General features: G+C 38.5%; 14 protein-coding genes and 1 pseudogene. 1 reads left to right on the top strand and 14 read right to left on the bottom strand.

The genetic code is table 11. From position 1 onward, the window contains the following. Window positions 1-11 precede the first annotated feature (11 nt). The 5 genes from ACFE90_RS02140 to ACFE90_RS02120 form a co-directional block, all read right to left on the bottom strand. Window positions 12-203 carry a DUF6887 family protein gene (locus tag ACFE90_RS02140; protein WP_375497293.1) on the bottom strand — a complete coding sequence of 64 codons (192 nt, stop codon included), beginning with the start codon at window positions 201-203 and terminating at the stop codon, window positions 12-14. Then, on the bottom strand, window positions 200-376 hold the full coding sequence (locus ACFE90_RS02135; protein WP_375497291.1) for a DUF6888 family protein: 177 nt from the start codon (window positions 374-376) through the stop codon (window positions 200-202). Before ACFE90_RS02135 ends, ACFE90_RS02140 begins: the two co-directional genes overlap by 4 nt. A 5-nt stretch (window positions 377-381) precedes the next feature. Beyond that, the gene (locus ACFE90_RS02130) at window positions 382-1,863 is read right to left on the bottom strand and encodes a site-2 protease family protein (protein WP_375497289.1); all 1,482 of its coding nucleotides are present in this window, start codon (window positions 1,861-1,863) and stop codon (window positions 382-384) included. 593 nt (window positions 1,864-2,456) lie between these two features. Further along, on the bottom strand, window positions 2,457-3,479 hold the full coding sequence (locus tag ACFE90_RS02125; protein WP_375497319.1) for a spore photoproduct lyase family protein: 1,023 nt from the start codon (window positions 3,477-3,479) through the stop codon (window positions 2,457-2,459). 103 nt (window positions 3,480-3,582) lie between these two features. Next, window positions 3,583-3,939 carry a hypothetical protein gene (locus ACFE90_RS02120; RefSeq protein ID WP_094351476.1) on the bottom strand — a complete coding sequence of 119 codons (357 nt, stop codon included), beginning with the start codon at window positions 3,937-3,939 and terminating at the stop codon, window positions 3,583-3,585. Window positions 3,940-4,586: 647 nt separating this feature from the next. Between ACFE90_RS02120 and ACFE90_RS02115 the strand changes: the two are divergent. Next, a pseudogene (locus ACFE90_RS02115) lies at window positions 4,587-4,724 on the top strand (IS701 family transposase); the annotation flags it as partial. Window positions 4,725-4,814: 90 nt separating this feature from the next. On the opposite strand, the gene ACFE90_RS02110 reads toward ACFE90_RS02115, so the two are convergent. The 9 genes from ACFE90_RS02110 to ACFE90_RS02070 all read right to left on the bottom strand — a co-directional run bounded on the left by ACFE90_RS02110 (window position 4,815) and on the right by ACFE90_RS02070 (window position 25,541). Continuing rightward, entirely contained in the window at window positions 4,815-5,855 is a 1,041-nt protein-coding gene (locus ACFE90_RS02110; protein ID WP_375497287.1) for a methyltransferase, read from the bottom strand. A 99-nt stretch (window positions 5,856-5,954) separates the two neighbouring features. Beyond that, the gene (locus ACFE90_RS02105) at window positions 5,955-6,833 is read right to left on the bottom strand and encodes an SDR family oxidoreductase (protein WP_375497285.1); all 879 of its coding nucleotides are present in this window, start codon (window positions 6,831-6,833) and stop codon (window positions 5,955-5,957) included. Between the two features lie 82 nt (window positions 6,834-6,915). Next, the gene (locus ACFE90_RS02100; RefSeq protein WP_375497283.1) at window positions 6,916-8,292 is read right to left on the bottom strand and encodes an MATE family efflux transporter; all 1,377 of its coding nucleotides are present in this window, start codon (window positions 8,290-8,292) and stop codon (window positions 6,916-6,918) included. 18 nt (window positions 8,293-8,310) lie between these two features. Next, window positions 8,311-9,645, bottom strand: coding sequence for a cytochrome P450 (locus ACFE90_RS02095; protein WP_375497281.1), 1,335 nt, complete (start codon window positions 9,643-9,645; stop codon window positions 8,311-8,313). Window positions 9,646-9,731: 86 nt separating this feature from the next. Next, window positions 9,732-11,072: a cytochrome P450 gene (locus tag ACFE90_RS02090; protein ID WP_375497279.1), complete on the bottom strand. Its 1,341-nt coding sequence runs from the start codon at window positions 11,070-11,072 to the stop codon at window positions 9,732-9,734. An 18-nt stretch (window positions 11,073-11,090) separates the two neighbouring features. Continuing rightward, entirely contained in the window at window positions 11,091-15,197 is a 4,107-nt protein-coding gene (locus ACFE90_RS02085; protein WP_375497277.1) for an amino acid adenylation domain-containing protein, read from the bottom strand. 187 nt (window positions 15,198-15,384) lie between these two features. Further along, entirely contained in the window at window positions 15,385-16,146 is a 762-nt protein-coding gene (locus ACFE90_RS02080) for a class I SAM-dependent DNA methyltransferase (RefSeq protein WP_375497275.1), read from the bottom strand. A 40-nt stretch (window positions 16,147-16,186) separates the two neighbouring features. Continuing rightward, window positions 16,187-20,818 (bottom strand): beta-ketoacyl synthase N-terminal-like domain-containing protein, encoded by a 4,632-nt coding sequence (locus ACFE90_RS02075; RefSeq protein WP_375497273.1) that lies wholly within the window; start codon window positions 20,816-20,818, stop codon window positions 16,187-16,189. A gap of 40 nt (window positions 20,819-20,858) precedes the next feature. Then, window positions 20,859-25,541, bottom strand: a complete 4,683-nt coding sequence (locus ACFE90_RS02070; protein ID WP_375497271.1) for an SDR family NAD(P)-dependent oxidoreductase — start codon at window positions 25,539-25,541, stop codon at window positions 20,859-20,861. Between the last annotated feature and the right edge of the window lie 25 nt (window positions 25,542-25,566).

The following is a 25,566-nucleotide window of genomic DNA, read 5'->3' as shown; positions in this document are numbered from 1 at the left end:
GTCACGAGCTTTTAACTAGCTTGCTGTCCAAACCGTCTCTGTAAATCAGCCTCCGCTTCCTCAATTGTCATCGGAACCTGTTTGGGAGATTGGGCGCGTCTCCTGTCAATGTAGATATGGAATGCTTCATTGTCGTTGCGATGCTCCAAAATATAAGTTCTTAGCTGCTCTAAAGGCATTTGTTGAAAGTTAGGTTTTGTCATAACCAAAGAATTTCTCCAGTTGGTGTTACCTCAGCTTCGATTGAATTATTCGCCAAGATATAAACATTTCTGGTGCGCTCGTCTAATCTTACAAGGTTTATTCTTTTATAAACTCTGGTAAGTTGGGCACACACCCGAATTGCGGATATTGCTTGTTTGGGTGTAGGCTCCATAAACTCTATCCTATTCCCAAACGCCCAGCCAAACCGGGAGTTAGAGGTAGAAGCGTGGTAATCATCAAGAATAGAGCCAAAAGCCCTAAAGCGGCTCTAGCATCATCGGGTTCAGTGATTTCATTCAAGCTGGGGCGTTCTTGATCCCGTTGCAAAAAGAAAATTACGATCGCCCAGTACATGGCAAGAGTATTACCTAGAGACACTAGCGCCAGTAAAATTAAAGTTGCTACTGTTGCTCGTCCTGCGGTTTTGCGTCCATAAATCGCCTGAACAATGCGCCCACCATCGAGTTGTCCGGCTGGCATTAAGTTCAAAGCGTTAATTACTAACCCCAGCCAACCAATTATCACTAAGGGATGAACACTTACCAACGACGACTGCAACGCCGAACCAAGGACAACTCGCGCCAAACTTCCCACCAAAATCGACCCTTGGAAAAACTGATTTGGCAATTGAAATAAACTACCTGGGCGGGAAAGCACCAAGCCCGTCACCAACATTAACAAAGAAACAATACCACCTGCGGCTGGCCCTGCCAAGGCAATATCAAATAATACTTTCCGGTTGGGTAACAGAGATTCAAAGCGGGTAATTGCACCAAAGGAACCAATTTGCACGGCCGGCAGAAAGAAAGGCCAGCTAAGGCGGATTTGGTGACGCCGAGCAAGTAACCAATGACCGATTTCGTGAGCTACTAAAATCGCAAATATCCCAGCGCCTATGGGCAAAGCTTCTTGAAACCGCCCTGGATTGCCAAAGAAATCAAAATTCAACAGTAATCCCGCAGCTTCTAAACTTGTGGCAATGGTCGCTATCAACAGAATACCTGCAAAAGCTTTTTGCGATAACAACATCGGCCGGGGATCATTGCGGCTGGGTAGGACGATTACCACTGGTTTGCCGTCTGTATTTTCCACTAAAAACAGGCGATATTGATCACCAAGGCGTTGCCGTAAACTTGCAGTTAGACGGTTGTGAGTCTCTTCTGGTTCTCCCCGCAAATTGCCTTTGAAAATGGCTCCATCTTGGTAGGCGATCGTTTCTGTAGCAAAAAACGTATCGATACCGAAAATACCTTTAACTACATTCAAGTCTTCTTCTGGTATCGGTGGGATCTCCGGTTTCAGTTCTGCTACTTTTGGTTGTGGGGAATTTGCTTCAAGTAAGGAATCAGCAGCGAGTCTTTCTGTTGCGCGTTGCTTGAGGATGGCATCTTGCCCAGCTGCGCGTAACTGTCTGCCCAAGTACACGTACAATCCAGCAGAAGTCACCACTAAGAACAATATACCCGCTATATTGATGTAAATCCCTGTGGCAAACAATCCAAAAAACAGGAGCCAGGGAGTCATCAACACCACCGACTGTAACCAGGCTAAGATTCCCAGTTTACCAAAAGGTCTGGCGCGATAAAAGCCCCAGCCCAAAATGCCTAAAGCTACCAGTAGGATTGCCGCCAGGATAGAAGTTTCTGATAAAGTAAACATCTCCAAACCTTTGCTATTGAGACTAAGCCAGAACAAGTCCGGTATTGCAGATACACTTATTAATGTATAACGCCGCCTGTAATCTGCCCAAATTATCCGGCTTTGAGTGGGCGTAGTCCAACCCTGGCATCGTGCAAGTTTAACTTGCAATAGCTCGACTTACAGCAGATTTCATCTTGGTGCAGTAGACATACTAGTACCCCAAGGCGGAAGTCACGCATTCAAAAATGAAAAGTTTTGTGCATCAAGGCTTTTGCAAGTTTTAAAATAGTAGCTTGATTTATGCTGCACTGTACTAGTGGTCTGTCCCATTAATTTTGCAGAGTAAATCAGTTTTTAAATTTCTCTTCCTTACCTCTTCCTTCGCGCTCTTTGCGTCCTTTGCGGTTCGTTCTCTTAACTCTCAGAATTAATGGGACAGACTAATAGGTTTTAAAGGTAAGACACCATTTATAAAGTAAATCTTAAGTAGGATGTGTTACGGCTTTACCCTAACGCACCTGAGCAACCTGAAAAGAGAGCGATCGCATCTATTGATCGCTCTCTTGCCCAATAATTAATTTGCTCAAACTCTATATGAGCGAAGTAGTCTTCTAAGTCCAATAAAGAATTTCAGCATTTGGAAAGTGCCTACTAATCTCACTCTCAAAAAAGTTACGCAACGCCTTCATTGTGTCCTTCTCGTAAACGTACTTCGTTCCGCCAAACTTATTACGCTTGACGCTACGTTTTGCTTCATCCATTTCTAATTTTGATTGCGGATACCAAGTTTGTAACACTTCTTTTGACCCAGGTGTGAACCGATGTGAGATTAACTCAAAGGTAAGGTCACAGTCAAAATCCAGTGCCTCGTTTATCTGGTCAAACAAACGACTATAGTGCATTTGCCAATCGTCTATCGGCATAATTGGCGCGATAACCAAGCCTATTGGATAACCGCCACCGCCACGCTCTTGTGGTAGCGCCAACCGTCGCAATGCATTCAGTCTGGATACTACGGATGCCGTGCCACCTTCAAACTTACCAGAAATCGGTGCTGCATTAACGCTCATCCGACAACGAGTATGCCCATTGTGTGGTAAATCGAGTAATCCATCCACAGCATCAAACTTCGATACCCAACGTAGATGTGCATTGGTACGAGTGCCAAAGTAACGGATACATTCAGCAAGACTTCCAGTTAAATGCTCAATACCCAATGGGTCTGTATAACAGCTAACTTCATAACTTGTGGTTTTTCCCTGTTGCTCGTAGTTCGCTAAGTTCTCTAATATCTGCGGTAAGTTGGCAAAAGCGCGAATGACAGGTGGCCCCGATAAGCTACCTGCTAGGTAGCAGTATTGACAGTGAGCAGGACAACCTTCGGCAATGTGAAACTGCCAATCCGCAGAAGGTGGGATCGGACTCAGTTTAAAAGAACTGGGTGGTGCAGTAACCACCGCTAAGGTACGCTTGGCGATGTTGTAAGTATCCCGCTCAGACTCACCGCGCAGTCCCTTCAGGCGGTTCTGTGATAGTTCTTCTATTGGTAAGTTGAGTGACTGCACACGTTTAAGAATCTGCTGCCCCCAATCCTCATCTAGGGCAGCAGGTGTAAACAGTACCCGTTCAGGTATCCACAACCTTGGCGATCTTGTTTGTGTATCTGATACTGAAACTTGGTCTGTAATGGTATTCAGCAATATCTTTCTCCGTTATTTAGTTTGCTGATTTCTACAATTAATTTTCAAGGACTTGCTTAATTCGTCGTTCTAACAAATCAAGATCCAAACTGCCTTCATCACGGTTAATTCGACGCACAGTTGAATTAACGTTAGCTAAATTAACCAATAAATCTTGAAGAATTTCCTGCTGCTGACGGGCTTGAGTAACCTCGTGTGGTTCCTGTACTAAATCACGCACAATGGTATCTTCAGCGCGAGAGGCGATAATTGGATCGCTTTGCCCTTGAACGTGAACAAAGGTTCGTCGCCCTGGGCCTCGCTCCTCTTCTATTGGTATAACTGCTGTCACTTGGTCAGAACGCACATATTTGCCAAATCCCAAATGGACTAGTTCTGATGAGAGTATTTTCATATAATTGAAGCGTTATTTTTAAGTCTTACTTACATTATAAAATCTAGAAAAGTGACTTGAAGCCATAGAGCATACGGGTTATACCCAATTCAAGGTAGTAGTTTCCTTTCCCAATTGCTGCTTGATATCTCTACGTCAATCACACTATTTTTGCCAGCTTTCGGGCTTGTTCTGGGGTTTCACTAAGCTCAATAAACTCAAGTTTTAGGTTGCAGTCTTAACCTTGGCTTGTTAAGTACAGCATTTCATTAATTCGTAGCGAATTAAATTTGGCAATCCCTTGCAATGCCAATGCGTCGGTCGCATTGTTAATGCGTCTCCTTACAATGCCAATGCATCAGGATGCATTCTAACAGTCATCTTTCTGCGAGTTTAATTGCAAATAATACCTGCTTCAAGTTGTAAATTTATTAACTCAAGTTGCTAGTTATATATTCAGGCGATCGCATGGGGGAATTTAAGCAATAAAATCCCCTCCAGAGAGAAAAGTAGGAGGGGAATATGCTTAATGAGATAATTACCATCTATGCTATGACTGACGACTTATTAAAAGCGATTGGACATGATGAAGATTGTCGCCGTGAGGTGAGCGACGCAGAAATTATTACAACTGCAGTAAATTTGTATTTGATAACCCGCAACTTGGGTTAATATATCCCTGGTTAACAGTTTTTCCTATTCCCCAATTGTCCTTGGAGTTTTCTAAACTTCAATCTATTATTTATAACCTCACTAGTTCAATTTTTATTTTCCTAACTCACCCTGATTTCTATTTTCCCTCTGCCTATAGTGACAAAACAGGGATAGCATTCTTTCTGTTTATGGGTTGTCTTTCAACTCAGAATTCAGCACTTTTAACTCAGCATTCTTCATTATTAATTGATATCTATTTTAACTCCTTCAATAATACTAACATCCGATTGTGTTGGATAAATTTTAGTAAGTTTGAAACCTGCTGATTTAAATAAATCTTCAAACTCAGCTTCAGTACGAATACGTCCACCTGGACACATTACTAACATGTTGACATCTATAAACTTGCTTCCTGAAAACTCGTTAGCAGGAGGAAGTACGTAGTCTATCACTAAAACCCGTCCTTGCTCTATCATGGCTTGATGACAACGTTGAAGAATAGCAAGCGATCGCTCGTCATCCCAGTCCTGAATAATATGTTTAAGAACATAAGCATCTCCTCCTTGTGGCAGAGCTTCAAAAAAGCTACCTCCTACAAGCTGACAACGACTAATAACGGATGCTATTTCTTGTGAATCCTTGGCTCTATTAATCACTTCTGCCTGATCGAACAATACTCCTATCATAGTAGGATTAGCTTCGAGTACAGCAGCTAAAAAGCTCCCTTTACCACCACCAACGTCTATTAGCTTATTAATTGACGAAAAATCATAAGCTTCCAGGTGTTCGGTATAAGAATCTTTTGATGAAGTCATAGCCTGGTCGAAGATTTCTCCTCGGCTGGAATTCTGTTCATTGTATTCAAACAAATCCATACCATACAAATCTTCAAAGGCACTTTTACCAGTTTGTAAGCAATACATTAAATTTCCCCAGGATTTATAGTAATGCTCTTCACCTCGGAAAATAGCCATAGCACGAATTGAGTCAGGAACGTTGCTTTGTAAACAATCTGCCAATGGTGTTAGCTCAAAGCATCGAGTTTGTGTCTCCGCAAAAATTCCGATACTGGCGATCGCCCGCAAAACTCGATATAGAGAATCACTATGCGTATTTGTTGCAGCAGCTAAAATATCGCAATGTTGAGAACCATCCTTTAGCAAATCAGCAATACCAAGTTTAGCGACGACATAGATACACCGTGAAACCCAGTAAGCATGTACCCATTCTATCGGACTGATTTGAAAGTCTGTATTATTAGGTTTTGAATCAGATGAAATCATGATTTTGAAGTGAATTAACTAAGTGTTGATTGTCTGTAATATTCCAGTGATATACTTATGATTTGAGTATTCAACCGGATAAAATGCACAATAATGAATTCAAATCTGATGTTTTAAATTCAAACTTTTTATAATCATTGCATCATAACTACGGTCTGGTGTAAATTTTTTCAGCACTAGTTCAAGCATTAAACCTAGCTGCCCCTTAGATAAGAAATAACGTGTTTTAGGCTTCCTGACTTCTAAAGCCTTTATAATTGCATCTGCAACTTGTTCCGGCGGCATCCCTTCACGATTTGATTGAATTAAATCTTCTACAAAAAGTTTATATGTATCTCCATACATTGCTTTAGCATCAGGTGACATATTGGCAAAATTTTTTCTAAAGCTTTCTTCTACTTTATCCGGAGCCGCAGATGCAATTGAGCCTGGTTCAATTAAGATAACTTCGATTCCCCAAGGATGTAATTCTATTCTCAGAGCATCGGTAAATGCCTCTAACGCAAACTTGGAAGCACACAAAGCAGAGATATATGGTCCAGAAATTACTCCTCCGATAGAGCCAATATTAATAATCCGACCTTTAACTTTTCGGATTAACGGTAAAAATTCCTGCGTCACTGCTATTTGCCCAAAAACATTGACTTCAAATTGCCATCTCAGATCATCAAGCGAAATAAACTCCAGTGGCCCATCAACTAACAGACCAGCATTATTTACTAATCCTACTAATCCTTCATCAGGAATAGATTTTGAAACAATATCTGCGGCAGATTTGATTTCTTCTGCTTTTGTAATATCCATGAAAATCGGTGTCAAATTCTCGGAGGAATCACTCTTGAGAGATTCAGCATCTTTTTCTTTACGGACTGATGCAAACACTCGATATCCTTTTTTGTCAAGCATAAGAGCTGCTGCTCTGCCTACACCTGTTGATGCTCCTGTAATTACGATAGCACCTTTATGTTTTAGAGGCATTTTTGTGACCTTTATAGTGAATAAATATGCATGTGTGAGAACTACAATTTAAAATGAATACAATTGGAATTATATTGATAGTTTAATAATGATTATCTTTGAGATGATTTATATTCATTTTTTTGAATTCAATAAATGTTAACAGAAGTGCAATAATCATCAGTAAAAAGTCTGTTATAGCTATTCCATAATATACACCACTAACACCTAGTAAATTTGATAAAATAACCACTAATGGAATAAATAAAACTAGATTATTTAAAATAATTATTATAGAAACAGTTTTACCCTTTCCTATAGACTGAAATAAAACTGAACCAAAGGGAACAAAAGCTATTGTTGGTATTAATAAACTCAAAACGCGAAAATTGAGTAAATCATTGTTTGTGAAAGTCGAATTTGGCAATAGCCAACTTAAAAATATTTCTGGTGATAATTGCATTGGCAACCAAAATAACACAGCTAAAGCAGTCACAGAAATAATAAAAGTAAAATAAGCTTTTTTCAGTCTATCATAATTTTTGGCTCCATAATTTATGCCAATCACTGGTTGTAATGCTTGCACAAATCCATTTAAAGGAATGAATGCTAATAAAGTCAATCTTATAGTTGCTCCGTAGAAAGCAATATCACTATTTGTTCCGTAATAGGAGATAGATTTAAAAACAACAAAATTTTGAACTAATTCCATAACATTAGCGAGTAATGCTGACATTCCCACTGATAAAATTCTCGGAAGTAAATTTATTGCTAGAGCCAGCTTTCTAGGATTCACTGGAATAGAACTTTTACCAGATAAGAAGTATATAAAGTTTATTATACAAAATACTATCATAGCAATAACAGTAGCAAGAGCAATTCCCCGGATACCCCAATGAAAAACTACAACAAATATAGGATTTAAAATTATATTAATAATGACATAAATACCTGCAAAAGTCATAGCTAATCTAACTTTACCTTCTGACTTAATAAGTTGGTTGGAAGCTACTGCTAAAATATAAAATACTGCGCCTAGCATATAAGTTTTAAAGTATTCAGAACCGACAAAAGCTACTTGACCACTTCCTCCCATTAATTTAATTAATTCTTCACTAAAACTGTAGCCAATTATAGTAATAAAAAAGGATATAAAAATACCCATTATAATTAAATTGCCAAATATTTTGGACTGAGTTTTTATATCTCCAGCACCAATAGCTTGGCTCAGGACAGAAGCTGAACCTGTTCCAACTAAGTAAGCAAAACCATCGATGATAGCAGTAAGTGGTAGAGATAAAGATATGCCAGCAATTGCTGTTTCTCCTATAAACTGCCCAGCAAATAGAGCATCAATAAAAGCATTCATATTAATCAGCAGCATTACTAGAATGCCAGGGGCTGATAACTTGAACATCAGTTTTAAGATGTTACCTTGAAGGATCTCCTTTTTTATTTTAGATTGGTTTTGTGAAGTCATTTTTAATTTATTTACTTATTACCGTGACCCAAGCATTACCATCTTCAAGCCACTAGCAGGAGGATAGTTAACGCCCCTAGCCTTAGGTTTCTCTACTCTTTTATCTGCTAACGCTAATTGATAGCGTGAGAGAATTGTTGCTAATACCAGTTTCATTTCAAAAAGTGCTAATAACTCACCTGGACAGCGACGAGCGCCACCACCAAATGGTAGAAACTCATAGGGAGAATATTCTTTTTCTAGAAAGCGCTCTGGTCTGAATTGCTTTGGTTGTGGATATAAATCCTCTCGTTGATGAGTTAAGTATATACATCCTCTTACTACGGTACCTGGGTCTAATTTGTAGTCCATGACTTCAATTGGTAATTCTACAAGTCGTGGAAATGTCACAACCTGAGTTGGATAAATTCGTAGGGATTCATTACAAACAGCATTTAAGTAAGGTAATGCAATAATCTTCCCAGGTTCTAGGGATTCACCAAGACTGTCAAGTTCTTCTAATAAGCGATCGCGAACACCAGGTGTACTATGAATCCAGTACAAAGACCAACTTATAGCAGTGGCTGACGCATCTTGACCACCAAATAGCAATGATGGAAACAAATCTCGTATATATTCATAGGTCATTGCTTGACCAGTTTCATCGTAAGCAAATACCAGTTCTGATAATACATCGGTACGCAAAGCATTTACTTGTTGGTGACGCTCTTCAATTTCGATGTGGAGCAGTTTGTCAAATTGTCGTTGTAAGTGAAGCCAGTATCCCCAAGGACTCCAGGGACCCAAATCCCTCTTTAGAAAAGGATAGGACAGAGAGATGTCCAGCCAGCGAGACCGAGCGTAACTTATTAGATTAGAAAACAGTTGTCGAAATTGTTCGTAACGCTCTCCTTGATGTAACCCAAATAATGATGGCAAAACTACTTCTAGGGTAATCTTTTGCATAGTGGGATAAGCAAGAAAAGATTTACCTAAAGTCAGTTGATTCATAACTTTTTCTGTGACTCTACAAATATGCTGTCCATATTCTTGTGTCTGAGTTTCGCGCATCGGTGACATCAACAACTTACGGCGATTTCTGTGACGCAACCCATCTAGTGCAAGCAACCCATTCTTGCCGACAATTGATTCTCCACCTTGATTCAACTTACCAGAAGCTGTAATCTCTTTTGCATTAGTAAAAATCTGCTTCATCCCTTCTGGGTTGCTGATTATTACTAGAGGTATTGAATCAGCCATAATAGTGAAAATGTCGCCATAGCGATCGCCCATAGTATCCATGAAGGTAAGGGGATCAGTCTCAAATTGACTGAGTAATCGGCGAGAAGTTTTTGGGCCATCAGGTAGTTTCATTGGTATTTTTCTGAGAAATGTTAAATAATTGATAGGTTTTAAGATAGGTTTTAAACTAAGTCAGCAATCGATGGCTATGACTGTCGTTAATGTTGACGCAGACCACGCACGGCCATCTTGACGCCGCTAGCTGGGTAACAAATTAGACCTCCAAATTTGGGACGTTCTGGGCGCTGACTAACTAGCTCTAATTCATAACGGGAAAGAATAGTTGCTAATATAAGTTTCATTTCAAATAGAGCAAAAGTCCCGCCAATACAAACCCGAGAGCCGCCACCAAATGGGAAAAATTCGTAGGGAGAAAATTGTTTTTCTAAAAAGCGCTCTGGCTGAAATTCTTTTGGATTAAGGTATAAATCTTCGCGTTGATGAGTGGAATAAATATTACCAATAACTATTGTACCAGGATTCAACTTGTAACCCATCACCTCGACTGGAGACTCTACCAGCCTGGGAAATGTAAACAACTGAGTTGGGTAAATTCGTAAGGCTTCATTACAAACTGCGCTGAGGTAGGGTAGTGCAACAATGCTCATGGGATCTGGGTTTTCACCAAGGCTGTCTAGTTCTGATAGCAGGCGATGATGAATATAAGGTAAACGGTGAATCCAGTACAAAGACCAAGCGATCGCAGTTCCGGAAGCATCACCAGCTGCAAATATAGGCGATAATAAGAGGTCGCGTACTTCTTCATTACTTAGTGGTTGACCTGTTTCATCTTTAGCAAATATCAGATCGCTAATCATATCAACGCGTGAAAAATCTGCTTGCTTGCGACGTTCTTCCACCTCACTCAATAGCAATTGAAAAAGTTGTTGTCGAAGGTGAAGGAGAGAACCATATGGACTCCATCGACCTAAATCTCTTTCTCCAAAAATATTGCTAAGAATCTTATTTACTGGAGATTCTCCATGTCTAAGTGCAGACACAAATAAATGCTTAATTTTGTCATAGCGCTCTCCTCTATATAAACCCATTACAACTTCTATACCCACTCGCAAGGTAATATCTTCAATTATTGGGTATGCAACAAAATGCTTTGCGACTGCCTGTTGACTGATAATTTTTTCTGTAAGTTCGCATATACGTTGCCCACAGGCTTGCATCCGCGCTCCATGAAAACTCTGCATTAACAGTTTGCGTCGATTTTTGTGAATTAAACCATCAAGTTGGAGAACTCCTTGATTTCCTGTCATCAAGACGAACTCCGGGTTCAACTCACCCCCAGCTACAATTTCCTTGGTATTTGTAAAAATCTCCTTTATTGCTGAAGGATTACTGATATAAATTCTTGGTGTAAAGCCAAACATTAAAGTGACAATATCACCATAACGTTTGGAAATAGTATCCATATAGCCAAAGGGATCAGCCTTAAATTGTAGAGCTATCAACCAAGAAGGAGTTTTCGGTCCTGGAGGTAGTTTCATCAGCTTTTTTCACTCCCATTAATTATTTAGATCGCACACAGCATGATCGATACAAATTTTCAAACGTTTAGCTAATTCTTCAATATAAGGTTCTACGAAAATTGAAAAATGGTCGCCTGGAATTTCAATTATTTGTATAGGTTGATTTGAAAATTTCTCCCAACCTAGAAATGGATCGTCGGTATTCCATTCAGGGCTTTCAAAATCATGGATTATTTCCTCCTTTGCTCGGAATAAAGTCATTTTTTTTGGATAAATCTGCGGAATATAACCTCGCATAGCTTGGACATGAGCTTTAAACAGATTGTAATGGTGAAGAAAATCGTTAATTTCTGTATCGCTAAAGATGAACTTTGCTTTTTGATTAATAAAATGAAGTTGCTGATTTAATGGCAAATCTCGAAGTTCTTCAAAAGGTACTACAAAGTCTATATTATTATCGGTTTTTATTGATTCAGCGATGCGGAGTAAAAATTTTGCATCGTCATCGTCTGTAGATTCAATGGGTGTTTCTGATAGTATGGCATCGATGACAACTAATAAACTTACTGTTTGACCCTTATTTTGTAATTGTTGCGCTATTTCAAAAGCAAGTACACCGCCATAACAATGACCACCTAAAAGATAAGGGCCATTTGGTTGTATTTTACGAATTTCTTGGAGGTAGCGAGTTGCTGTCTCTTCTACTGAAATAATTTCTGGTTTGTCTTGTTCTAAGGTATCTTCCAAAGCGTAAAATTGATAATCTTCACCAAGTCTTCGGGATAAATTAAAATAGTGACTAATACCTCCACCAGCACCATGCATACAGAAAAAAGGTATCTTAGAACCAGAAGAATTAATTGCTACTAGAGGAGAATTAGAACTCTGACGGGCTGGCTGACTGACAATGCTTGCTAGTTTTTCAATTGTCGGGTTTTCAAAAAGAGTAGACAAGGGAAGATTATGCTCGAATCTGTCATGAATTTGAGCCATTAAGCGTACAGCTAAAAACGAGTGACCACCCAAGTCGAAGAAGTTATCTGTTACCCCAATAGGGTTAGTATTTAGGAGATTTTCCCAAAGTTTTACTAATGATAATTCTGTAAAATTCCGAGGAGCAACAAATGATTGGATAGTAGTTGATCGGATAACTTCATCAATTGGCAGAGAACGCTTATCTACTTTGCCATTAGGTGTAAGTGGGAGCTTATCCAGCACAACGAAAGCAGATGGCAGCATGTAATTAGGCAATTGATGCTGCAAATAGGACAAAAGTTGTGTAGTTAAATCCTGTTTATTTGTGACGACATAGGCAATCAAACGCTGATTTTCTTGAGCATCATTGCTGGCAATGACAACAGATTCTTGTACATCTGGATGTTGGGCGATCGCAGCCGTAATTTCATCCAATTCTACTCGAAAACCTCTAATTTTTACTTGTTCATCCTGACGACCCAAATACTCTAGACTACCATCGTTTAGATGACGCACAAAATCGCCTGTTTTGTAAAGCTTGGTTCCAGGAACAAAGGGGTTATCAATAAATTTTTCTTGAGTTAATTCCGGACGATGTAAATAACCCTTCGCCAATCCATCACCACCAATATAAAGTTCTGCAATCACTCCTATAGGTGTTAATTTTAAATCACGATTCAACACATAAATTTGAGTATTGTCAATAGCACTACCGATAGGGACACTGCTGGCTTGCTCTTGTAATAAACTAGTATCATAGTAAGTAGCGTTGGCGGAAACTTCTGAGGAGCCATAAAAGTTAATTAATTTTACAAATGGCATTAATTCTCGAAAAGTTTTAGCTAAGTTAATAGATAGTGTTTCCCCGCTAGTTATCCAAAGTTTTAGCTGCGATAATTTTTTGGTCAAATGACTGTAATTATCAACAAGTAAGCCTAGTAGTGAAGGTACAAGTATAATACGGCTTACTTTGTGATGTGCCAGAGCTTCTATAAATAGTTGCGGGTCTAGTATAGTTGCATTGCTGATAATTACTGTAGGAATTCCTTGAAGTAAAGGAGCAAAAATTTCCCATACAGAATCTACAAAACTAGTAGCTGTTTTTTGACAACAAACTTCTCCTTGCGTAAAAGGATAGGTTTTCCATAACCAGTGTAAGCCGTTGACTGTACCGCGATGAGTGCCAAGAACGCCTTTAGGTGTTCCAGTTGAGCCAGAAGTGTAGATAATATAGGCGAGATTATCGAGATTATCAAATAAATAAATGTTAATGGGATTTTCCGAACTTTCTTGAGCGATTTCATCTTTTTGGATATCTAAACAAACGGTTTTAGCCGAAGATAATGATAGTTTTTCTAATATCTCTTGCTTGGTAATTAACAGCGATGCTTGGGAATCAGAGAGCATGAAATTCAGGCGTTCCACTGGATAACTTGGATCGAGGGGAATGTATGCACCACCAGCTTTAAGAATAGCTAAAATTCCTGTCACTATCTCTATGGAGCGTTCCACACATAGGGCAACCAGCGTTTCTTTTGTTACACCCTGTTTTTGTAGATAATGTGCAAGTTGATTAACTTTGTGGTTAAGTTGACGATAAGTCAGTTTCTCAGACTGGCTAATTAACGCTAAAGAATCAGGTGTTAATTCTACTTGTTGCTCAAATAATTGATGCAAAGATGTATCTTGAGGATAATCAGCACTAGTTTGATTAAATTTAAATAATAGTTGTTCTTGCTCAGAAGCAGTTAGTAGTGACAACTCACTGATGCGCTGCTCTGGATTATCAACAATATTCCCTAACAATGTTTGGAAATTGTTGATAAATTGAGTAATCATTGTTGAATCAAAAATATCTGTATTGTACTCCAAAGACCCTGTTAACCCTTCTTGAGATTCAGATATCGACAAGAAAATATCTAGTTGAGCTGTTCCACTATCAAATTCCAAGGTACGTAAGGTTAATCCAGACACTTCCTGCACAGACGTTGGAGTATTTTGCAGGACAAACATGATTTCATAAAGTGGATTTCGGCTTAAGTGGCGTTCGGGTTGCAATTTTTCCACAAGCATCTCAAAAGGCAAATCTTGATGTGCATAAGCATCGAGAGTCACCTCACGGACTCGATGTAAAAATTCGCGGAAACTGGGATTACCACTGAGGTTATTACGTAACACCAAAGTATTAACAAATAAACCTAGCATCCCTTCTAATTCTGCGCGGTTGCGGTTGGCAATTGGAGAACCAATTAAGATATCTTCTTGGTCTGTGTAACAATATAATAATATGTTAAATGCTGCCAGCAAACTCATAAATAAAGTCGCGTCTTCTCGCTGGCTTAATTGTCTGAGTACGTCAGTTAGGGCTTTTGAGAATGTAAAGTACTGCTTGGCACCACTGAAAGTAGTAACCTTAGGTCGCGGACGGTATGTAGGTAATTGTAGTACAGGTAACTCAGCTTTGAGTTGTTGCTTCCAATAATTTAGTTGGGTTGCGAGGAATTCACCTTGGATGCGATCGCGTTGCCAAATTGCAAAATCTGCATACTGAATGGGGAGTTCGGGTAAGGGAGAAGGTTGATTTGTCAAGAAAGCAGCGTATAGCATTGACAGCTCGCGCAGGAACACACTACAAGACCATCCATCTGTAATAATGTGGTGCATGGTCACAAGCAAAATGTGTTCTTCTTCACTCAAGCGAAGTAAAGTTGCTCTGACTAAAAGTCCTTTAGCTAAATTAAAAGGTTTTTTCGCTGACTCTGCTACAAGTTGTTTAACCTCAGATTCCCAATCTTTACCAGACAAATGCTCAAGATTAATAATGGGTAAATCCCAAGTTAATTGGGGTGCAATCTCCTGTACTGGCTCTCCATTTACAACGCTAAAAGTTGTGCGCCAAACTTCATGACGTTTGAGAATTTCATTCAGACTTTGCTGAAGTACTTTAATATTCAGCTGTCCTTTGATATGAAAAGCGATGGGAATATTGTAGAAAGAACTCCCATGATAAAGCTGGTCAATAAACCACAGTCTTTGTTGAGAAAAAGATAAGGGAATATTTTTAAATACTTGACGTTTGGGGATAATATCAGCTTGAATATTTCCTCTCTTCCATTTTTCTAAAAGGGCTTTTTTCGCTGGTGATAAATTAAAGTCTTGTTTATCCATTGCCAAGAAATTATTAATATTTATTATTTTTAGTTTTTTAGCTAAATTTTGACTTGCCGCTTAATAAAAATTCTCATTCCCAAACTCTTGATTCAGATAACTATACTGTTATCAAAAGCTTATTAAGTGACAAGTCCTATCATCAAAAAAATTAATTTTGACTTAGCCACTAATCTCTGCAATTATACTATGGCGTCAGGGATGGTTTTCGACAAACGAAGCAATCTTCACCTGCTGGAGTAGGGTCTCCAAAATCTTTGCTATCATACTGATTAATTTCTATAAAGCCCACATTTTCTAAAGCCGACTGAATTTCTGATGAGAAATAATTTTTTTCCAGTAGAGTACTGTCCGAACGCTCCCAAATTCCATTTATCAATTCAAACGTGGTGGACTTGAGTTCCCGTATCCTTTCTTCTGGGTTGTATTTGCCTTTTTCAACATAAACATATTTATCATTGACATCACATATATTGTAATCTTGTAGAAAACTATCACGCAATACACTGTCCCCAGTTACTATGGCGAACACAAAAATACCATTATTATGCATCGCCGCATATACGTTTCGGAAGACAGTTGTCAATTCTTCAAGGTTTAGAATGAAGCCGAGAGTGTTTCTTGAAAAAACTGCATCATAGGTAGGTAGCGACTCAAAATTACGTATATCACTAAGAATAAATTTACTTTCAGGTGCATTTATTTGGGCGTGGTGCAATAGTTTTTCAGAACAATCAAGTCCAGTTGTTTGATAACCTCTTATATGAAACTGTTGGACTAACTGTCCGTTAGCGCAACCAATGTCGAGAATATGTGTTCCTTTAGAGAGGTGTTTTAGCATTAATTGTTCTAAAATTAGTGCTATACTTTCCGCCTCGGAAGTGACACCTATAGCGTTATATACCGAAGCAATAGGATCATGATTTCCATCATTATTGGCTAAAGACATAAACTATTTTTCCTTTCCTATTTATAGATAAGATTTAAAATCAACTATTTTGGAAAACTGATAACAAAAGAACTGCTTCTTCTTCAGATAATTCTTCGATTTTTTCCAACAGAAGTTGTTCAACTATTTCTGCTTGTTTGGCTGGTATCATTGCTTCAAATAAAATATCACGTAGTGGTAAGTCTACAGGGAATTTGGTTCGCAATCGAGAAACTAATTGAGTTGCAATCAGTGAGTCGCCTCCTAACTCATAGAAGTTATCGTAAATACCAATTTCTGCAATCCCAAGTACCTCTTGCCATATTTCTGTAATTTGTTTTTCCAACTCATTTGTCGGAGCAACATAGGAATTACTAAGGCTAGGTCTAGAGTAGTGTGAAGATAAATCTAATTGATTAGTTGATGTTGAAGTTGCCAGAGAGTTGAGGCTAAATATATGATTCTTTCTTATATTAATATCTACTTTAGAAAGAATAATTTGAGTTCCTTCTCTTAAAGAAAATACTCGTTTAAATAGTTCTACAGTTTCTGTTTGGGTAATATCTAATTTTGACCCAGATACTTGAGCAAGTGTTGTTTCTTCTTGGTTAGTATTCAGTTGTAATTTATCCCAATTTATAATATACCACGGAAAAGAATTATTCCTGTTGTGTCGGTTAGTAAAGGTGTCAATGGATTGATTAGCTGCTGAATATAAGCCTAATCCAAATCCTCCTAAAATGGAAGATAAAGAAGAAAAAATAATACAAAAATCTAATTTTATATTTTGTAAGACTTGTTCTAATACTGTAATCTTACAAAGTTGGGAGTCTAAAAGTTTTTGTAATTCTATTTTACCAATTTCTGGAATGGAACCAAATATATTTTCGCGTTTTATTCCAGTTGAATAAATGACCCCATTAATTTGTCTAATATTTTCAGATGCAAGACTTTGAGACATTTGCTCATAATTAGTTGTATCTGCACGCATTACCAAAACTTTTGCACCTAATTTTTCTAATACAAGCAATTGTTGAATTTTGCAACTCACTTCATCTTCTTGAGTGTGAGATTCCAGCCATTGCGAGAAATCGTCTTTTTCTGGGAAGCTAAAATCCTCAATAAATATGAGTTTTGCTTGAAAAGTTTTTGCTAAATATTCTGCAAGCACAACTTCAATACTTTCTAAACCGCCAGTAAACAGGTAAACACCTTGTTTTCTCAATGGTGTTTTTTCGTTAACTACTGACTCTAAGCGAACTGGCTCAAACGTTTGTACCCAACGGTAGCGATCGCGATAAGCAACTACCATGTCTGAGGATACAGAGGTCAACTCATCCAAAAGTTGGTCAATAATATTACTCTCACAATCTTCTTGTCCTTTTTCTGCGTCTTTGCGATTAGTTAAAGCAATATCGATACATCGACAAGTAATATTAGGATACTCTTGAGGGATGACTTTACATAAACCTAATATGGCTGCTTTCTCTGTGTCCAGTTTTTCGTTACCATTAACCTCTTGGATATTGTTCGATACAACCAAAACTTGTAAGCGATCGCTAATTTTCAGCTTACTAAGGCTCTGCATTAAAAATAGTAAACTGTTTAATTCTAAATAATTCCATTTTTGACGGGTTTCAACATAGCTTACGCTCCAGAAATAAGCAATATTTTCTGGAGTTTGACCTGATAATACTAATTCTTTTAGTAAGGTATTGTAGTCTTCACTTATATATGGATTAATTGTATAAATACCCTCACTTAACTTACTAAAATACTCTCCTTTTTTAACAAAAATAGTATTTTTATTTTGATTTTTTAACACACCAATTACTTTTTTCGCCATTCCCAAATCATCCACAAAAAATAGCCATTTTTGTTGTGCAGATTTTATTGAATAAGAGGATGAATTATGCAGTAAAGAGCGCTTCCATGAAGGAATATAAAACCAGTCAGCAATATCTTGTTTATGATCTAATGTTATTAATTTTGTATTTACTGAAGTGGATGGGGATTTCGCATCAATCCAGTACCTTTGTCGTTCAAAGGGGTAAGTAGGCAAAGGCAAACGATGACGCTGCTCATGGGTATAAAATCCCGACCAATCTATTTCGACACCAGAAAGCCACAAGCGACCTAATGTTTGCAACAACCAAGCAACATCCGATTGCTGTTCTTTAACATGGCGTAATGAAGTCAATACCTGTTGCTTGGCATTTCCATCCAAATGCTGTGTCGTTAATGTACTTAAAGTTCGCCCTGGTCCCACCTCCAGAAAAACACCTTCAAATTCCTGTATAAGTTGGGATATCCCATCTGAAAATCTTACAGTTTCTCGTAAATGTTGACACCAATAATCGGGATTTGTCGCTTGCTCTTTACTAATCCAACTACCAGTTACATTAGAAATAAAACGGATGCGTGGTGGATTCAGTTTGACTGTTTTTATCGCCTGAATAAATGCTGACAATATTGGCTCCATCATCACAGAATGAAACGCATGAGATGTATGTAACAGCTGACATTCAACTTCTTGAGAGGATAATTGCTTTTCTAGGGCTGCAACTGCTTCGTTTGTTCCGGAAACTACACAAGAAGATGGGCTGTTAATCGCTGCGATTTGTAGAGATGTTTTATACAACGTTTGTGCAGACAGCAGCAACTGCACATCTTTTTCTGGCAGCCTGATTGCCAGCATACTCCCAGAGGGCAACTGTTGCATCAACTGTCCTCTTTTTGCCACAATTTTTAAGGCATCCTCTAGAGAAAATACATCTGCAATGGTTGCAGCGACATATTCCCCAATACTATGACCAATCATTGCTTCTGGTCGCACACCCCAAGACATTAATAACTGAGTCAGGGCGTACTCTGTAACGAATAACGCGCTTTGGGTGAGGGCTGTTTGTTGTAGTTGCAAACAAGCTGCTTGAGTATCTTCTTCTCTGGGATAAAGTAGGGAACGGATATCAATACCTAGATGAGATTGCAAAATCACAGCGCAAGTATCTACATGTTTTTTAAACGTCGGTTCGACTTCATACAGTTCCCGACCCATGTTTGCATATTGTGACCCTTGTCCTGAAAACATCAAGATGACTGGCTGTTCTCTATGCTCTTGACATACAGTAAAAATCCGTTCCTGCGCCTGTGTTGCCAATAAGTTTACAGCATCTTGAACACTCTCACACACCAAAATTCGGCGATGGTTAAAAGCTCTACGACCCACTTTTAGAGTGTGAGCAACATTAGCTAAATTTATATCTGGATATTGTTTTAAATACGTAACCAAATTTTCAGTCGCAGTATCTAAGGCTGTGCTAGTTTTGGCTGATAATAATATCAATTGCCAAGGTCTAGAGTCATCAAAATATTTAATGTAAGGGGCTTCTTCCAGAATCAGATGGGCATTAGTTCCACCAAAACCTAAGGAACTAACTCCTGCTCTACGGGGAGTATTGTTAGCTTTCCACTCGGTAAGTTTAGTATTAACGTAGAAGGGACTGTTGGCAAAATCAATCTCAGGATTGGGAGCTTCAAAATTTATACTAGGAGGTATTTGTTTATATTTTAATGCTAGGACAGTTTTGATCAGACTTGCAACACCAGATGCTGTGTCTAGATGTCCAATATTTGGTTTTACTGAACCTACAGCGCAGAAGCCATTTCTTCGCGTAAAAGCACGAAAAGCTTTAGTGAGCGCAGCAATTTCTACTGGGTCTCCAGCAGCTGTTCCAGTTCCATGAGTTTCGATATAGGAAATATCATCAGCATCTATTCCGGCATTTGCCAGAGCCTCTACAATAACTTCAGCCTGGCCATTTACACTAGGTGCTGTATAGCTAACTTTTAAAGAGCCATCATTGTTGATTGCTGAACCTTTAATAACTGCATGAATGTAATCTCTGTCTGCTATTGCATCTTTTAATCTTTTTAAGACGACTATTCCCAGTCCACTGCCGAAAATAGTACCCTGTGCTTTAGCATCAAAGGCTCGACAATGACCATCAGGAGACAAAATTCCGTCCTCTTCATATAAGTAACCTGACTTTTGTGGAACTATAATCGTAACCCCACCTGCTAAAGCAATATCACACTCTTCATCAAGTAAACTTTTGCAGGCTAAATGTACAGCAACTAATGAAGTAGAACAGTAAGTTTGGATACCTATACTTGGCCCTTTTAAATTTAATTTATACGATATATTGGTCGTCAAAAAGTCTTTGTTTAGAGTATAGTTATTGGAAATATTTATTAAATTAACGTTTTCATATATATTGTGAAAAAAGTAACTATTTGTACTTACGCCAGCGTAAACCCCAATCAAACCTTCATAGGTTTCTGGATCGTATCCAGCATTTTCAAGAGCTTCCCAGGCACATTCTATGAATAGGCGATGTTGGGGGTCCGTTACTTCAGCTTCTTTAGGGCTGCAACCAAAGAACCTAGCATCAAAATACTCAATATCTTCTAATACAGGTGCTGCTTTAACATAATTGAATTCGTTTAAAACTTCCTCTTCAATATTTAAATCTACTAAGTCATGATTGGAAAAAAATGAAATAGATTCAACACCATTTTGAAGATTATGCCAAAAATCATCAATATTTTTTGCTCCAGGAAAACGACCAGACATTCCCACTATTGCTATATCTATATTTGCTGTTTGTTCTTGTTTTATATTGGTATTCATAATTTCCCGATCTAGATAAATTAACTGAAGCTAACATATTTTAGTTACTTTTTATTTTCATCTGTCTTCTTTTCTGTCCTCGGCTTAGTCTTTGTTCAAAAGTATTTTCCTGAGATTCTTCAGGGGTAAAAATCTTTGCCATAGAACTGATGTTCGGACATTCATAAAGTTTGGCAACAGAAATATTTACATTAAATACCTTATTTAATGTTGCAATAAGTTGAATACCTATCAGCGAATCCCCACCAAGTTCAAAAAAATTATCATGGATTCCTATCCTTTCAATGCCAAGGATTTGTTGCCAAATTTCAAATAGCTGTTGCTCAATTTTATTTCGAGGAGCAACATAATCATTACTTAATTCCGGTCGAGGATATTTTGAGTTAGATAGATTGGCAGTTTCTAAAAATTCTAGGGATTGTATTTGTTTGGAAGAATTATAATGTTTGAGTTTGTTTAAGAAGTCAGAGGTAGATATTACAACTTGAGATATTGTACTTCCCAAAGTACGTAGAAAAACCTCTACACCCTCATTAGGTAATATGCCTTGTTTAAGCTCTTCTATTCGTGATTCTTGGAGGTGTTGAGGAATTCCTGTGTTTACAGCCATTCCAACTTCTTGCCAAGTATCCCAGTTGATACTTGTAGTAAATGTATCATATTTTGAGGCATTACGGTGAGCAAAGGTATCAAGAAAAGCATTTGCTCCACAATAGTCTACTTGTCCAAAATCCCCTAAAATTGAGGTGCTTGATGATACTAGAATAAAGAAATCTAACTGAATCTCTTTGACAAGTGAATCAATAACTACTGTACCCTTGACTTTCGGAGCCAGAATACTTTCTGCTTCTGCTTGAGTTTTTCGCTGAATAACACCGCTTCCAGGAACTCCAGCTGCATGGATAACACCGTTTAACTGACCAAATTGCTGTTGAGTTTGAGCAATGATACTTTGCATTTTTTCGATGTTGCTTACATCAGTACTCACCACTAAAACTTCTGCACCTAAGTCTTCGATTTCTTGAACTTTGCGAATTTTGTAGCTAGTCCTATCAGTTTCATCGTGGGTAGCAAGCCATTGAGACCATTCGTCTTTTTTGGGTAAACCAGAACGTCCTATCAATACTAGTTTTGCTTGTACAGTTCGAGCCAAGTATTTTGCCAAAACAAGTCCAATACCTCCGAGTCCACCTGTAATTAAATAGACTCCTTTTTCTCTTAGTCGAGGCTTTTCGATTTTAGCTTTATCGAAGCGTACAGCTTCAAAAGTTTGTACCCAACGGTTCAAACCTCGATAAGCAATGAGTTTTTCCGAATCAGGAACTATCAGTTCCGCCAGCAATTGTTCTACAAGTTTTTCTTCTTGCCAATTTCGTTGTTTTGCAAGTATAACATCAATACTACGACAGTTTATATTTGAATATTCTTGAGATATGACTTTAATTGGCCCAAGTAAAGTAGCTTTCTCCGGACAAAGTACTTCATTGCCCGTTACTGACTGTAGGTCGTTAGAAATAACTGTAATTTGAAAATCATTACTAGTTTCTAGTTTTCCTAAAGCTTGAGCAAGATATAGCAGGCTGTAAAATCCTATTGTTTGAGCTTTTTCAACTTTTTCAATTTCTAATTCTTCGTCACTACTAGGTGTAACATTCCATAAATGAACAATCGTTTTTGGCAAATTATTTTGCTTATAAAGCTCATGGAGTAAAATATCGTAGTCATAATTATTTTTCGGATTGATAGTATATTGAGATTCACTTAGTATGGTAAAACTCTCACCAACTTTTACAGTAATTACATCCTGGTTTTGTGTTTCTAATTGTTTGACCAATTTACTACCCAAGCCACACTCATCGATAAACACCAAAGTACAGGACTTCTCAGATGCTAATTCTTGATGTTCAAGTTGTAATGGGGGCAAAGAAGGCTTCCAAAAAGGGATATAAAACCAGTCGGCTATATCAGGTTTTTTACCCAGTGATACTGGAGTGTGACGCTCATCTTGTCCTTGCTTGTTAGGTTCAATCCAGTACCTTTGTCGTTCAAAGGGGTAAGTAGGCAAAGGCAAACGATGACGCTGCTCATGGGTATAAAATCCCGACCAATCTATTTCGACACCAGAAAGCCACAAGCGACCTAATGTTTGCAACAACCAAGCAACATCCGATTGCTGTTCTTTAACATGGCGTAATGAAGTCAATACCTGTTGCTTGGCATTTCCATCCAAATGCTGTGTCGTTAATGTACTTAAAGTTCGCCCTGGTCCCACCTCCAGAAAAACACCTTCAAATTCCTGTATAAGTTGGGATATCCCATCTGAAAATCTTACAGTTTCTCGTAAATGTTGACACCAATAATCGGGATTTGTCGCTTGCTCTTTACTAATCCAACTACCAGTTACATTAGAAATAAAACGGATGCGTGGTGGATTCAGTTTGACTGTTTTTATCGCCTGAATAAATGCTGACAATATTGGCTCCATCATCACAGAATGAAACGCATGAGATGTATGTAACAGCTGACATTCAACTTCTTGAGAGGATAATTGCTTTTCTAGGGCTGCAACTGCTTCGTTTGTTCCGGAAACTACACAAGAAGATGGGCTGTTAATCGCTGCGATTTGTAGAGATGTTTTATACAACGTTTGTGCAGACAGCAGCAACTGCACATCTTTTTCTGGCAGCCTGATTGCCAGCATACTCCCAGAGGGCAACTGTTGCATCAACTGTCCTCTTTTTGCCACAATTTTTAAGGCATCCTCTAGAGAAAATACATCTGCAATGGTTGCAGCGACATATTCCCCAATACTATGACCAATCATTGCTTCTGGTCGCACACCCCAAGACATTAATAACTGAGTCAGGGCGTACTCTGTAACGAATAACGCGCTTTGGGTGAGGGCTGTTTGTTGTAGTTGCAAACAAGCTGCTTGAGTATCTTCTTCTCTGGGATAAAGTAGGGAACGGATATCAATACCTAGATGAGATTGCAAAATCACAGCGCAAGTATCTACATGTTTTTTAAACGTCGGTTCGACTTCATACAGTTCCCGACCCATGTTTGCATACTGTGACCCTTGTCCTGAAAACATTAAGATGACTGGACAGTGACCTGGCTTGTGGTGGTGACTAAAAGTACGTTGTGGGTATTGGCTGTTAAGCGATTTCACTGCATCATTTGGGTCTTGGCAAATCACGATGCGGCGATAGTCAAAAGCTCGACGACCTACTTGTAGGGTGTAAGCGATATCTTGTAGGGGAATATCGGGGTTTTGCTCTAAATAATCACGCAGTTGTGTTGTTGCAGTGTCTAAAGCTTTGCTGGTTTTGGCTGAGAGCAACAACAATTGCCACGGACGGGAGTGTAGAGACGCAACTTGGCGCGTCTCTACTGGAGCTTCTTCCAAAATAACATGGGCATTAGTCCCGCCAATACCAAAAGAACTCACACCTGCTCTGCGGGGTGTTCCGTTAGTTTTCCACTCGGATAATTTGGTATTGACGTAAAAGGGGCTATTGGCAAAGTCTATCTGTGGATTTGGCTCTCGAAAGTGCAAACTTGGAGGTATTTTTTTATGTTTTAATGCAAGGACTGTTTTAATTAAGCCTGTTACACCAGCTGCTGTATCCAAATGTCCAACATTGGTCTTTACTGAACCAATAGCACAAAAACCTTTTTTATTTGTGCTAGCACGAAAAGCTTGTGTGAGAGCTTTAATTTCAATCGGGTCTCCTAAGATAGTTCCTGTACCGTGCGTTTCTACATAAGAAACAGTCTCAGGTTCGACTCCAGCTAAAGCTAAAGCTTCTAAAATAACTTTCCTTTGACCATCAACACTAGGGGCTGTATATCCAACCTTTAAAGAGCCATCGTTATTAACAGCTGATCCCTTGATTACTGCATAAATAAAATCACCATCAGCAATAGCATCCTCTAATCTTTTCAAGACTACTACACCTAAACCACTGCCACCATTAGTTCCTTTCGCTTGAGCGTCAAAAGCTCGACAATGACCATCAGGAGAATGAATTCCTCCTTGTTGATAGTGGTAACCAGTTTTTTGCGGCACTCCAACGCTAACACCTCCTGCTAAAGCCATATCACTTTCACCATTTAGTAAACTTTGGCAAGCTAGGTGGACAGCAACCAATGATGTGGAACAGGCTGTCTGAACATTGATACTTGGCCCTGTTAAGTTTAATTTGTAAGAAATTTGTGTTGAGAGAAAATCCTTATCATTCCCAATAGTAATACTGCCTTCTGATTCCATTAAATCCCGATGGGAATATAAGTTTGATAGCAGGTAGGAACTGGCAGCAAGACCAGCAAAAAGACCTATTTGACCGCTATAAGTTTCCGAGTTATAGCCAGCATTTTCTAAAGCTTCCCAAACACTTTCCATAAAAAGACGGTGTTGTGGGTCTGTAAGTTCAGCTTCTCTGGGGGAAAAACCAAAAAATGAAGCATCAAATAACTCTATATCTTCTAATATACCGCTTGCCTTCACGTAATTAGGTTCGTTAAGCAATGATCGATCTACCCCAGCAGATATTAGTTCTTCATTAGTGAAAAAAGAAATTGACTCTATGCCATCTTGCAGGTTTTTCCAAAAGCTATCAATTTCATTTGCTCCCGGAAAACGACCTGCCATACCAATAATAGCAATTTCATCTCGATCATTATCATTTAAGCTATGAATAGAATTATTGGTTATATCCATAAGTCAAAATATTATAATAAATATT

Origin of the sequence: uncultured Nostoc sp. (genome assembly GCF_964245445.1) — a bacterium.
Taxonomy (GTDB): domain Bacteria; phylum Cyanobacteriota; class Cyanobacteriia; order Cyanobacteriales; family Nostocaceae; genus Nostoc.
This window is presented reverse-complemented; position numbering and strand designations above follow the sequence as displayed.